Origin of the sequence: Chitinophaga sp. (assembly GCF_036569125.1) — a bacterium.
Classification (GTDB): Bacteria; Bacteroidota; Bacteroidia; order Chitinophagales; family Chitinophagaceae; genus Chitinophaga.
Genome location: NZ_DATCRF010000359.1, coordinates 1 through 14175 on the forward strand (window position 1 = coordinate 1; position 14175 = coordinate 14175).

A 14175-nucleotide genomic window follows, 5' to 3' on the forward strand; every position below is an offset into this window, starting at 1 on the left:
TTATTGAATTTATCCATCTTTTCACCAGCACATTAAACTCATTTGCACATCTGCATATCTGCACATTATCGAATTTACCCATCTTTTCACCAGCACATTAAACTCATTTGCACATCTGCATATCTGCACATCTGCACATTAATAATTGTACTTCTCTTTCCACATCGCTTTCAGATACCGCCGCAGCTCATCTTCTCTTGCATTTTTTCCGGGATCATAAAGTTTGGTGCCGGCTATTTCATCGGGCAAATATTCCTGGGCCTCAAAATTGTTCTGGAAATCATGGGAGTACTTGTAGTTCTTTCCATAACCCTGGTCCTTCATCAGTTTCGTAGGGGCGTTACGGATATGCAGCGGCACCGGCAGGTCGCCGGTTTGGGATACAATAGATTGCGCGGCGCCAATAGCCATGTAAGACGCATTGCTCTTGGGCGATGATGCCAGGTAAGTAGCGCATTGCGAAAGAATGATCCTGGCCTCCGGGTAACCGATCAGGTTCACCGCCTGGAAACAGTTGGTGGCCAGCAGCAGCGCATTAGGGTTGGCATTGCCAATATCTTCCGATGCCAGTATCACCATACGGCGGGCAATGAATTTCACATCCTCCCCGCCTGCTATCATGCGCGCCAGCCAGTATACGGCTCCGTTAGGATCGCTGCCGCGGATGGATTTAATAAAGGCCGAAATAATATCATAATGCTGTTCCCCGGCCTTATCATAAATAGCAATACGCTGCTGTGCAATGTCCATCACCTTTTCATCGGTGATCACCACCGGGTCTTCCTGCAGGGTATCTACTACCAGCTCAAACAGGTTTAACAGCTTACGGGCATCGCCGCCTGAAATATTCAGCAGCGCAGTGGTGTCTTTGATGTTGATGTTCTTTTCCCGCAGCCATTCATCTTTTTGCATGGCCTGCTGCAGCAGCTGCCGTAACTCCGGCTCTCCCAGGGGTTTCAGCACATATACCTGGCAGCGCGACAGCAAAGCCGCATTCACTTCAAACGAAGGGTTTTCTGTAGTAGCGCCGATCAGGGTAATGATCCCCTTTTCCACGGCGCCCAGTAAAGCATCCTGCTGGGATTTATTAAAGCGGTGTATCTCGTCAATAAACAATACGGCATGGCCCTGCCTGCGGGCAATCTCTATCACTTCCCGCACTTCCTTTACACCGGCAGATATGGCGCTCAATGTATAAAAGGGAACTTCCAGTGTATGGGCAACAATATTGGCGATAGTGGTTTTTCCTACGCCCGGCGGGCCCCACAGGATCATGGAAGGTATTTTGCCCTGCTGCAGCGCTTTACGCAAAATACTGCCTTCCCCGGTCAAATGTTCCTGTCCCACCAGTTCATCCAGCGCTGCCGGTCTTAAACGTTCTGCTAAAGGCTCCATATAAATAGTTATTAGTAATCAGTTGGCAGTTTGCAGTTGAAGAGCTTCTGCCGGAAAATAATATTTATCCTGGCCTATCACTGCATATTAAACTGACAACCAATAAAAATATCTCAATGCTAAAATTCAAAAGTACAAAGAGCCTGCCAGCTACTGCCCACTGCCAACTACCGACTGCCAACTCATTTTTTCTCCTGCCACTGCCTCAGGTAGCCAAAAGATAAAGCACAGTTGATCAGCACACCAACGGCATGCAGCACCAGCACGATCACCAAACCGGTCATTAAGCTACGCATGGCCTGCATGCTGGGCGCCGGCTGGTTCTTAGGCAGCTGCTTCATGGCCTCCTGCAACATTCCATCCAGGTGTACAAGACCATAAATACCATTGGTGATCAGCATCACCGCGTAAAAAATAGCCATGAACCCCATAATGCGGATGCCGCCCGGCGTATTGGATTTCAGGGGTTTGGCAGGGTCTTTCAGGCTTTGCTGCAGGGAAAGGCTTAACACACTGTGGATCACTACCGATCCGGTTAACAATACAAAAATAAGCACCGCAGATAAAGCCGGTGTAACCAGTAAAGCCAACAACATTATCAGGGTAAAAAAGCCTGCTATCAGTAAGCTGATAATACTGAGAAACCTGAATAATCCGAACTTCGAAGACATCTGTACTCTTTTTATACTTACAAACCTAGCTAAATTAGTTGACAGTGAACCGGCTATCAAATTTTCCGCACTGTAACCGCCAAATCCGTTAAATAATCTTTAATTCGTGTAAATTTAAAAACTAAACCTGTTTTACTTATGAACAAAAAGCATGCTGTAAAGCTATTGTTGCTGGCAGCCATAACCTCATCTATGGCGGCCTGCAATTCACAAAGTACATCAGAGCAGGTGGGCGCCGACTCAACCAAAGTGCCCGCCTATGATCTGAGCTCCATAGACTCCAGCTACAAACCCTGTGACGACTTTGACGATTTTGCGAATGGCAACTGGAAAAAAAACAACCCCATCCCCTCCACAGAAAGCCGTTGGGGCGCCTTTAACATACTGGATAAAGAGAACAAGGAAGTAAGGCTAAAAGGCATTATAGCAGAGATCACCCAGCAAACAGAACTTAAAAAAGGTACGGAAGAACAGCAGATCGCTGATTATTACAAATCATTCCTGGATACCGCTACCATTGAAAAGCTGGGCATTACACCTTTGCAACCCTATCTTGATAAGATCAATGGGATCAAAACACTGGAAGACTGGTCTAAAGTAACCGGCGAATTACAGAAGATGGGCATTCCCACTTTTGAAATGTTCGGTATAGATGCCGACGCCCGCAACAGCAGCATGAATGCATTATACGCTTCACAGGGCGGCTTAAGCTTACGCGAAAGAAGCTATTATGACCGTACGGATTCCAACACCGTAAATGTGCGGAAACAGTTTGTATCCCATGTAGATACCATGTTCCAAATGGCTGGTTTCACAGATAAAGATCCGGGGAAAACCCTGCTGGATTTTGAAACCAAACTGGCAAAGCTGCAGCTTACCAACGTACAGCGCCGCGACCCGGTTAAAACCTACAATAAAGTTGCTTTCAGCGAGCTGAAAACACTGGCCCCCCAATTCAACTGGGAGTCTTACGCCAGCGAGCAGGGTATTAAAAGTGATACCATTATCGTTGAAGATAAGCCTTATGTGAAGAATGCCGGCGCGCTGTTGAAAGCTACTCCGCTGGAAACCCTGAAACTATATACCCGCTGGCAGCTGCTGAGCCATTTCGCCAGCTTCCTGCCCAAGAAATTTGATGACGCCAACTTCCGGTTCTATGCTACCGTTATGAGCGGTCAGAAAGAGCAGAAGAAACGTACTGAAAGGGCCATCCGCTCTACAGACGGTACTTTAGGCATGCCCCTGGGTAAATTATTTGCCAAGAAATATTTCCCGGAAAGCTCCAAGCAGAAAGTTTCTGACATGATCGAGAATGTACGTAAAGTATATGGCGAAAGAATTGACAAGCTGACCTGGATGAGCGATTCCACTAAAAAAATGGCGCATAAAAAGCTGGCCTCCTTTACCTACAAGATCGGTTATCCTGATAAATGGAAAGATTATTCTTCCATCAAGATCGGGCCCGGCACCCTCATTGACAATTTGATTGCTGCTGCTTACTATGATAACAATGAAGCAGTAGCCAAAATAGGCAAGCCCGTAGATAAGAAAGAATGGTTAATGACACCGCAAACCGTGAACGCTTACTATAACCCGCTGAATAATGAAGTAGTGTTCCCGGCCGGTATCCTGCAACCGCCCTTCTTTAACCCCAATGCAGATGATGCTATTAATTATGGTGGTATTATCGCGGTGATCGGGCATGAATTTACCCATGGTTTTGACGATCAGGGCTCCCAGTTTGATGCTGACGGTAACCTGAAGAACTGGTGGGGCGCCGCTGACCGCGCAAACTTCGATAAGCTTACCAAACGTTATATTGATTATTTCAGCACCATAGAAGCTCAACCGGGTTTCAAGATCAATGGCGCTTTAACCATTGGCGAGAACGTGGCTGACCTGGGTGGTTTAACCCTGGCCTACCATGCGCTGGAACAATCCTTTAATGGTAAAGAACCCGCTCCTATAGACGGTTTCACCTGGAAACAGCGTTTCTTCCTGGGCTGGGCACAGGTATGGCATGGTAATACAACCGATGCCGCACTGCGCAACCAGATCCAGACGGATCCGCACTCCCCGGCCCGTTTCCGTATTAACGGCCCGCTGCCGCATATGAAAGAGTTCCAGGATGCCTGGGGCTGCACCAGCGGCAAAATGGTGCTGGCAGATACTGCCCGTGTGGTGATCTGGTAATTCCCGCTAATATGAACCTCCGTGGCCCGCACAGCTATTGTTGTGCGGGCCACGGCTTTTTACCGTATATTTGTGGCGTTTTAAAAGATCAAGACCATGCTGACTTTAGTGAAACAATACCGGAAAGAGCTGCGCAATATATTGTTGTTTGCTGTGATCGTTGCCCTGCTGCCTTACGCTCCGCAGGCTTTTCATTTCCTGGAAACCTTTACCGGCACCATGCTGCTGCTGGCTGCATTATGTGGTACCGTGCTGGGTTTAAGCCTGAAACTGCATTACCGTATTACGGTGCTGCGCATTGCTAAAGAAGAGAACCTGTAAATATTTTCCGCCATGAAAAAATTACTTTTTGCTTTTGCTGTTGCTGCCGGTTTAATGTCCTGTGGCAGCACGGCCAAACAAGCCCCCATGCAGGAAACAGCCATGGAAGATTCTACCGTTAGCGCGGTAACCCTCATTGCGCTGGGCCGGATGGGCGACCCGATCTGTGAAATGCCTTATGATACCAGCTATGTGGAATATAGCGTGTACAAAGGCGATACCGTGCATTTCTGCTCCCCTACCTGCAAAGGCGTGTTTGATAAGAACCCGGAGAAATATGCCGCAAACCTGAAATAATTCAGCTCACTACTTATAAGCAAAGGGCTGTGCTTCTTACAAAGCGCAGCCCTTTGCTATGATATATACACGTACATCAATCTCCATTAAACCCTACATAAAAAGTAGAGGTCCAGTCGCTGACAGATGTATTGCCGTCTCAAATTGTTAATTAGCACCTGTAATAAAAAAGCGTCCCGGCTTACACCGGAACGCTCTGGGAAAATATATGTGCAGGCGTTTAGAAACTGTAACGCAAGCCTAACTGCATCTGATAACGGGAGCTAAAGAAGTCCCTGGAGTAAGGAGTGCCCGGATCAGACCAGGTATATTTCGGATAATCGGTAGCGGCGTTAGCCGGTGTACCCTGCTGTTTCAAACCAACGCTGGCAGTAGAGTTGAAGGCATTGGATGAGAAGTATTGAATACCCCAGTTCTTGTTCAGCAGGTTGGTAAGGTTCACGATATCATAAGTAAGCGTGATGGTGTGTGTACGCTTACCGGCTTTAATGTTGTAGTCCTGTGTAAAGCGGATATCGGCCTGGGTGTTCCAGGGTGTACGGCCGCCATTGCGTTCGGTGAACTGGCCACGGCGGCTGCTCAGGTACTTATCTTTATCAATGTAGGCATCAAAGGCTGCAGCTTGCTGTACAGCTGTGGCGCCGTTGGCAATATCATTAAAGAAGTTAACGGTTTCGCCCTTCTTGGGAATATATGCCAGGCTTACCTGCTGCGGTGTACCCTGTATGGTTGTATTCAGGAAACCGTAAGTGAACGGCACACCGGATGAGGTGTTGAAGAATACGGCAACGCTGGAAACCCATTTGCCTTTCTTAGCCCAGTCACGGCGGTAGTTAGCGGTAGCTACTATGCGGTGGCGTATATCAAAGTTAGAGTATGCCAGCTGCGGATTGTTAGGGTTCAATGCCTGGTTCAGCTGCCAGTTAGATTCCATGGAGTTACGGATACCGTTGGTAATGTCTTTAGACTGGCCATAAGTATACGCAGCGCTTGCATTTAAACCAAATTTGAAACGTTTGCTCACCTGGCCGGTAATGCTGTAACGGTAGCCCTGATCGGTGTTCGACAGCTGGTAAGCATTGGTGTACAGCGGGTTTATTTTGCTGCCGCTGAAAATGGGCTGCTGGTGCTGTTTGTCATATGCTTCGTAATAAACCGGGTTATCAGCCAGGTTCACCTGCTGAAAACGCAGGTCATGAATAGTTTTGGTATAAATACCTTCTACACTGAAACGCCATTGGTCAGCTGTGTTGTAATCCAGCGCCAGGCTGCTTCTCCACATCTGCGGCATTTTAAAGTTATTATCGATCATATCAACCTGGGTAGCGCCTTTTGCATCATGTACATCTTTACCCTGTGCAGTTACAAACTGTGCTAAACCGTTAGGGGATGTAGAGATGGGGTTAGAACCTGCAGCCGGGCGATCTGTATCGGTTTTGTAACCAAACTTGGTATCATATGCACCATAGGTAACGCCGTTGTTATAATAAGCATAACCTAACCATGCAAACGGAATACGGCCGGTAAATAAGCCGGTACCGCCACGTATAACAATACTCTGGTCGCCTTTCACATCATAGTTAAAACCTAAGCGGGGAGAGATCTGCACATTGTTCAGGTAATCATTCTTAATATCCCTGGGCAAGGTGTAAGTATACGTAGTGCCATAGTTAGGATCTACCGGTGAGCCGGTGGTTTTATCACTCAGCGGCTGCATGTTAGGCAGGTAGGTATAATCCAAACGCACACCCGGGGTAATTTTCAAATGGTCGCCCACCTGAATCTCATCCTGTGCGTACAGGCTATACAGCTGCACTTTAAACTCTGCCGGCGGATTATTCATGATATAATCACGGGTATTGTCGGTATAGTTAAAGTTGCCACGTACACGGGAAGGTTTGTCGGCCAGGAAATCAGCAATAGAACCGTAGTCAACACGGCCATTCCAGGAGTTCACAAAACCATAGGTAATGTTATATAATTCGTTGTGCGTACCAATGGTAATATTATGGTTGCCTTTGAAGAAGGTTACGTTATCGGTAAACTCAAAGGTTTTTTGTTTCATGTTAAAGATGCTGGCCTCACGGTCTGTACCCAGGAAAATGGTACCGCCGTTGGAAGCGATCTGGATCTGCGCCAGTGCCGGGTTAGACACGGGATCACGATAATCGTGAATGCTGGAATAACCTACTATCAGGCTGTTGGACAGTGTATTGGAAAACTGGCTTTTCAGCTCAGCTACCGTAGAGGTTTGGTTGTTCACCTGTTTGTAGTCAATACCGCCAAAACGGAAGTTCTGCTGATCGCGCTCCAGGTTAGTAGCCTGTGAGGTGATGGTATTGTTACGGATAGACAGCTGATGTTTGTCGTTAATACGCCAGTCTAAACGGTTAAAGAACTTGTTGGAATTGGAGTAAATGCTGGTGTTATCATAAGTGCCGGGATTGTAATCGGCGCCAAAGCTCAGCATGTGCTGTTTGATCTGTTCTGCCTGATCAGCGGTCAGCAGCTTCATATCCGGTGAACCGGCAGCCAGGATCACAGGATCGCGGCGGCGGGTAATTTCTTCGTTGCTGAAGAAGAACAGCTTATCTTTTATAATGGGAAAGCCTACACGAACACCGGTCTGGTAATCATGAAAATCAGAAGGCAGCTTGGAACCGTCGCCGGCGTTGTTGGGGCCTATCATAAAAGCGCCACGGCCATAACCGTATACGGAGCCATGGAACTCATTGGTGCCACTGCGGGTAACGGCGTTAATACTACCGCCTAAGAAGTTACCGATCTTCACATCATACGGCGCCAGGTATACCTGTATATCCTGGATAGCATCCAGCGATACCGGGTTGGTACGGGTGCTGCTGCCCGGCTGGCCCGAGCTGTTGGTTTGTCCGCCCAGTGAAGGGCTAAAACCAATAGCATCATTATTAATAGCACCATCCAGCGTTACGTTGTTATAACGGAAGTTGGTACCCAGGAAAGAGTTGTTGTTGCTTTGCGGGGTAACGCGGGTAAAATCCTGTAAGCTGCGGCTAAGGCTGGGCAGGGTTTTCAGCTGCTCCTGTCCTATGCGGCCGCTTTTAGGCGCAGTGTTGCCTACTACCACTACTTCAGTTAAAGCGGTAGATTCTTCTTCCAGCTTAAAGTTAAAGCTGCTTGCGCCCAGGCCCAGGTTAATATCAGCCCGTTCGTCTTTTTTATAACCTATAAAAGATGCACTGATGGTATAAGGCCCACCGGGATTCAGGTTAGGTAAAATGTAGCGGCCATCGGCATTGGTTTGTGCCCCGGATTTAGCGCCGGTGCTGGTATTTACAGCTACTACCGTAACACCGGGCAGGTTTTCACCTTTGGCATTGGTAACCCTGCCAGTGATCTGGGAGGTGGTGACTTGTGCGTACAAACCGGTAGTGGTTAGCGTAAAACAACCGGCCAGTAATAAAATTGCGTAGAGAATCCTGTTCACGTCTTTGGAATTTTGACGCAAACGTACCCTTGCCACATTATGCGTATGTTAACGGAATATTAAATTAATGTTAACTCGCAGGCGCGACTATGATCTTCACAGTATTACAGATCAATTATGATGTGATATGTGCTGTTTTTATGGGTTTTAGGCTGATAGAATCTTCTATTTCTTAAAGTTTAAGGTTAAGGAATGAGCATCCCCTTCGGGTTAACCCCGTTCAGTTCGCATATTCTCCGAAAATAGATAAGCAGTGTTATGGGATTGTTACGGGAATATTAAGTTTAGTGTTGATGTAAAAAAAGATGGCCCCCTGTAAGAAGCCATCTTTCTTATGCTTAGTGCTGACCATAAAAAAACCGTCCCGCTAAAAAGCAGGACGGTACTTGAACAGTTTATGAAAATCTACGCTTACGCTTAATTAAATAAACAAACTTATTTATTACCGGAGCATACTATTAATATGCAGTAGCGTTCGGGTTAAAGTTTGTCCAGGTAGCTAACCAGGTATCGCCTTCTGCAAAAGCACCTACATAGGTAACTTTTGTAAAGAATGCATCTGCTACTTTAGCATCTGCAAAAGCAGCTTTATTCAGCAGCGGAGATCCGGCCTGGGGCTTGGGATCGATCGCGGTTAAGCTGGTCAGGTTAGTTAATTTCAGATCAGCAGCGGTGTTCAGGCTAACATCATTTGCAAAGGCAGCGGTAGTGAACCAGTTAGTTACATTAAAAGTAACTGCTGCTGTTACTACTGCATCCAGCTTCTTGGAAGCTGCCATGCCAACGAAAGTATTTTTAACAGCCTGTGTACCGGCAATTGTATAATTAACAGTTTGATCGCCATCCAGCAGTAAACCGGTAGGGAAACCTGCGATCACAGAATTGTACAGTGACAGCTGGCTGGCGCGGCGGATGTGCGCACCTCTTTTAAATACATGGCCGGCAGGTAAAGTACCATCGCCTATAACACCAGGACCCAGGATGGTCATGTTGGAAAATACCGGGGCAGTATTAGGACTGCTGGGTGTAGCCGGCGGATTTTCTTCGTTATCAGATTCAAAACCATTGGATGCACCGGAAGCGTTTGTAACGTCTGACAGGTCTTTGTTACGGATACTAACACCAAACTGCACTTTACCCCTGTAACCATTGTCGGTATCAAAATCATCATCCACACCGCTGAAAGCTACCAGGTATTTGGCATTTACAGTACCGCCAAACCACTCATAAGAATCATCGCCGGAATAGCTTACCTGTATGTGATCAACAGTAGTGCCTGAACCAACAGCTACAAAAGTAAGACCGTTCAGCTCTGAGTTAGCTTCTGTTGACAACGGAATACCACCATATTCAATACGAACATATTTCAGTGTACCGGAGTTATCGCTGTCATCATCGCCACCGCCTATGATATCATCTTTGTAAGAATCACGGTCAGCAGCGCTAAAACCTTCCACCACACGGCGGCCGGCCACACCATTCCAGGTAGTGTTCACTTTAGCTTTACCTACCAATACAATACCACCCCAGTCACCATGCGCTCTGGCATTGGCAGCCTGGTTAGAAGTAAATACGATAGGCTTATCTACAGTACCGGCAGCCACTAATTTGGCGCCTTTGGTAACGATCAGGGTAGCTTTGGAACCTTTAATACCTTTGATAACAGTACCGGGTTCAATGGTAAGGGTAGCATTGTTCTTTACAAATACTACTCCATTCAGGTAGTGTACTTTATCAGCTTTTAAAGTAGTGCTGGTAGTAACGGAAGTTTTTAAGGTATCCGGGTTGTCGCCACCACCAGCGGGCGGGTTAGGATTGTTGTCATCATCGCTGCTGCAGGATGCCAGAGCCAGTGCGCCGGCAAAGGCAAGTAACGCAAATTTCTTCATGTGCATTCTTTTTTGAGTAAACATTTATAAAATTGGTGTTAGATTAAAAACTATAGGTAAATGATAAGCCGTAGTTGGTGCCGTACCTGAACTGGAAGGCTTTGTAATCGCCTGCCTCATCGTAATGCTTGTTCTCGTTCATGTCCTGGTAAAAGATGGCTTTCTTATTAATGATATCTGATACAGTGAGCTTGATCTCTGCATTTTTGAACAGGCGCTGTGATACCTGGAAGTCCAGTAAAGGACGGGGCGCTTCCCAGATACTGGGGAAATCTGCGTTCCCTACCTGGTACACCCGGCGGCCGATCATATTAAACAATACAGTAGCGTTGGTACCGGAAGCCGCATTTTCAAACTGCAGGCCGCCGTTAATTACAAAGGGCGATTGTCCCTGCATGGGCCTTGATTCCAGCTCACCGGCGTAATCATCAGGATACTGCACCTTACTATTGATCACCGCTACGTTGGAGAACAGGGTGAATTTTTCCAACAGTGCAGAACCAAAGAAATCCAGCTTTTTCCTGAACTCCAGCTCTGCTCCCAGGCTTCTTGCAGTTTTTGCATTGGCGTAGGAGAAAGTAGGCGTACCCGAGTTAACGGTGTATGTAGATTCTATAGGCCGGTCAAAATGTTTGTAGAAAACACCCAGTGTTAACACCTCGCCTGCAGCCGGGTATAGCTCGTAACGCAGGTCTGCATTCGTGATCTTGCTGCGCTTAAGATCCGGGTTGCCATATACTACCCCTACCTTATCGTTATCAAAGAAGCGGAAAGAGGCTACTTCCCTGAACTCAGGCCGGGCCACTGTTTGGGAGCCGCTTAAACGCAGGTTTGTTTTTGGGTTCAGCTGGTAAGTAATGTTCACGGATGGTAAGATGTCCGTATTACTTTGATCGTAGCTGGTTTTGTTATTGGATTTCAGCTGCTGTGAAAATATTTCTGCACGCACGCCCCAAACTATTCTCAGCTTCTCTCCAAACTGGTTGTCAAACTGCAGGTATCCTGCTCCCAGGTTAGAAGAGGAAGTATAGGAATCCGTTGGTTCGGTTGGATCGAAGTAAAAGAACTTATCAGCACCTAAATTTTCCGGTGCAAATATTTTATCGGCCGGTAATTGATACAGTGCCGGGTTATTGGTATAAGTGCTTTCCAAAGCGGTTAAGGCAAGCGCCCTGGAAGTGAAGGTGCGGTTCTTACGCTGGTAAAGGCCGCCTATTTTAATTTGCTGCTGCTGGTTTAACCATTTAAAATTTTTGGCCGCATCCAGGCCGCCGCCGTATACTTTCTCATCCAGCTTGGAATAAAACCGGCCGGCATTAATAGGGCTGCCGGAGTTTTCTCCTACGCCCGCTTTTACAAAATAAGTACCATTAGGCCCGTCAGTGGAATTATATACCAGCCTTCTCAGGTCAGGTACATTTTGTACCAGGTAGGAGAAGTTGCCGTTCCATCTTAATTTAATATTGCTAAGCTTGAAAAAATGATCGCCTATCAGCTGGGAATTGAAAAGCCGGTTCGACTTAAAATACAATTCCTGAGAGCGTACATTAAAAGTATCTGCATCATAGCGCTGGCCGGTACGGAGCAGGGTTTGATCACTGCTGGTAATGTTATAGGAGTTTTTCCAGCTAAGCTTGTTCACACCGCTTTGGAAAGTAAGGTTAGCCAGTGCGCCGGCCAAAACATTATCCGTATATACATTATCGTCAAAGTCATAATACTTACGGCCGTCGGCTACCTGGTACAAAGCCCTTTCTGCTTTTACATACCGTCCGGTTCTGTTATAGTTCAGGGCAAATATGCCACCCAGTTTTTTATTGCTGCTGCCTTTGGAAGTAAAACCACCAGCCACCTGCAGGTTACCGTTTATAGGCGCGCTGCTGCTGGTAGCGCCCCACCTGGATGATAGCAGCTTGGCGGCTGCCCCCTTCTGATCCAGGCTTAAAGCATTGTAATTATCTAAAGCCGGGAAATTGCTGTTCAGCTTCCGGTCCCCGTCATCAATACCCAGAAAATCCAGCTTACCGCCCTGGTATTTATAATAATCTTTTCCGGTGGTTTGGCTATTCAGGTTGGTACCAACTGTTACGGTAAAAAAGTTATCGTCCGGTACGTCTTTGGTATTCACCTGTACCAGGCCGCCGGCAAACTCCCCGGGCATTTCGGGAATAGCCGCCTTATTAATAATAATGTTGTCTATAATATTGGAGGGGAAAATATCAAAGGAGAATGTTTTACGGTCAGGCTCTGTGCTGCTTAGTAAAGCGCCGTTCAGTGTAGCCTGGTTGTACCGGTCTGCCAGCCCTCTTACGATCAGGAACTTTCCTTCCTGTATCGATGCGCCGGATACTCTTTTTAATACTTCACTGGTATTTTTATCGGGAGATCTTTTGATGGTTTCAGAAGAAACTACCTGTGCTACCGTATTGGTATTTTTCTGATAGGCTAATAATGCATTTAAGGATTCTTTACGGGCAGAGGCGGTTACCACTACTTCCTGCAAAGCTTTGGAAGAGGGTTCGTCCATAATTACATCCAGGGTAGTGGGGGCGCCGGCTTTTACCGCTACTTCACTAATGGATTTGGTCTGGTACCCCATGTATTTAAAATCTACCGTGTAGGTACCTGCATCTACGCTTATAATATAACGGCCTTCCACATCTGTTACGGCGCCTTTTGCGCTGCCCTGTATCACTACTGTTACCCCAATAAGGGCTTCCCCTGTTTTCTTATCAGTTACTTTACCTGCTATTTTGCCGGGATCTGCTGCAAAAACATTTTGTACAAAACCCAATACGCACAGGAATAATATCCAAAGTTGTGCTGGAACTAGTTCGCGTTTCATTATGTGTTGATAGAATGTAGCGCAAAACTATTGCTGGCTTATTACTGCATTGTTAAGCCTGTATTACCAGAATGTTAAGTTGTTAAAGAATCATTAAGAAATTATTAAGGATAGGGGGTGCATGAATTTCATATGACAGGCTTTCATTAGCAGGAAAAACCGGGGGGCGCCTGCCGGTTATTCAGCCACAGGTCCAGCGAAATATCCAGGGCATTATTGCCATCTTCCCGGCTTCCGTCTGTTGAAATGATCTGGAACAGGTGCTGGCTTTTATTGGTAAAGGGTTTGTTATCTTTTTTATTACACAGCTCCAGGCTGAAGTTGAACTTTTCTTCCAGCTCCTGTTCAAACTCGCGCAGGCTCAGGGTTTCATCTATGGGGTATTCTACCAGCATATCCGCAGGGAAACCGGCTTCCTTCAGCGTGTCAAAGGCATTACCCAGGGAGTTATGCACATACACGGTTACATTACAGCTTAGCAGCCGTTGAAACTGCAATTGCAGCAGGGAAATGGTCATCAAAGGGTGAAACTTCAGAACTTTCATCTCAATATGGTATTACTGCATCCTGGCTATAGGATTGTGATTCCGGCAAACTTAACGGCTTACCTTTAATTAAATATTAAGCAGCTGTTATGTTATTGTAAATAACATGACAGCAATTACTTATGTAACCGGGTATTCAAGCGTGCAGTAGGAGATGGGAAGGATAGCAAATAAGGTATCAGGGATTAAAGCTAATGACTTTGGATACTTCCCAGGGAAGCGGGCTGTCATCATCTTCATCGGGTAACACTACCTTGGCTTTGGTAACCGGGTGCTGGTATAGTTTCCATTCCCCGCTGCTGTATTCCAGTGAGGTCAGGCTCTCTACCCAGTCGCCCGAGTTCATGTAGGTAACGGTTCCGCCGTTATGCTGCATTTCCTTTATAATAGGCTGGTGGATGTGCCCGCAGCACACCACATCAAATTTTTTGTCAATAGCGATCTCTGCCACTATCTGCTCAAAATCCGATATAAACTTCACCGCCTGCTTCACGCTATGCTTCACCTTTTTGGAGAAAGACAGTTTTTCGCGGCCCATACTTTCCAGTATATT

At 46.6% G+C, this 14175-nt stretch carries 10 protein-coding genes; 3 read left to right on the plus strand and 7 right to left on the minus strand.

The features are described 5' to 3' along the window. Nucleotides 1-138: 138 nt before the first annotated feature. Entirely contained in the window at nucleotides 139-1395 is a 1257-nt protein-coding gene (locus tag VIM87_RS13185) for a replication-associated recombination protein A (protein ID WP_331997446.1), read from the minus strand. A gap of 182 nt (nucleotides 1396-1577) precedes the next feature. Continuing rightward, on the minus strand, nucleotides 1578-2066 hold the full coding sequence (locus tag VIM87_RS13190) for a hypothetical protein (protein WP_331997447.1): 489 nt from the start codon (nucleotides 2064-2066) through the stop codon (nucleotides 1578-1580). A gap of 138 nt (nucleotides 2067-2204) precedes the next feature. Here VIM87_RS13190 and VIM87_RS13195 point away from each other — a divergent pair, with 138 nt between their 5' ends. The 3 genes from VIM87_RS13195 (at nucleotide 2205) to VIM87_RS13205 (ending at nucleotide 4877) form a co-directional block, all read left to right on the plus strand. Next, nucleotides 2205-4259: a M13 family metallopeptidase gene (locus VIM87_RS13195; protein ID WP_331997448.1), complete on the plus strand. Its 2055-nt coding sequence runs from the start codon at nucleotides 2205-2207 to the stop codon at nucleotides 4257-4259. 96 nt (nucleotides 4260-4355) lie between these two features. Next, nucleotides 4356-4580, plus strand: a complete 225-nt coding sequence (locus tag VIM87_RS13200; protein WP_331997449.1) for a hypothetical protein — start codon at nucleotides 4356-4358, stop codon at nucleotides 4578-4580. 12 nt (nucleotides 4581-4592) lie between these two features. Further along, nucleotides 4593-4877 carry a YHS domain-containing protein gene (locus VIM87_RS13205; protein ID WP_331997450.1) on the plus strand — a complete coding sequence of 95 codons (285 nt, stop codon included), beginning with the start codon at nucleotides 4593-4595 and terminating at the stop codon, nucleotides 4875-4877. A gap of 220 nt (nucleotides 4878-5097) precedes the next feature. Here VIM87_RS13205 and VIM87_RS13210 read toward each other — a convergent pair whose 3' ends face one another. From VIM87_RS13210 to VIM87_RS13230, 5 genes are all read right to left on the minus strand, one after another. Further along, a complete protein-coding gene (locus VIM87_RS13210) occupies nucleotides 5098-8343 on the minus strand; it encodes a TonB-dependent receptor (protein WP_331997451.1) in 3246 nt (1081 codons plus the stop codon). 458 nt (nucleotides 8344-8801) lie between these two features. Continuing rightward, on the minus strand, nucleotides 8802-10232 hold the full coding sequence (locus tag VIM87_RS13215) for a hypothetical protein (protein WP_331997452.1): 1431 nt from the start codon (nucleotides 10230-10232) through the stop codon (nucleotides 8802-8804). Nucleotides 10233-10275: 43 nt separating this feature from the next. After that, on the minus strand, nucleotides 10276-13077 hold the full coding sequence (locus tag VIM87_RS13220) for a TonB-dependent receptor (protein WP_331997453.1): 2802 nt from the start codon (nucleotides 13075-13077) through the stop codon (nucleotides 10276-10278). A gap of 146 nt (nucleotides 13078-13223) precedes the next feature. Then, on the minus strand, nucleotides 13224-13622 hold the full coding sequence (locus VIM87_RS13225) for a hypothetical protein (RefSeq protein WP_331997454.1): 399 nt from the start codon (nucleotides 13620-13622) through the stop codon (nucleotides 13224-13226). A 178-nt stretch (nucleotides 13623-13800) separates the two neighbouring features. After that, on the minus strand, nucleotides 13801-14175 hold a 375-nt coding region (locus tag VIM87_RS13230), incomplete at its 5' end, for a UDP-2,3-diacylglucosamine diphosphatase (RefSeq protein WP_414649638.1).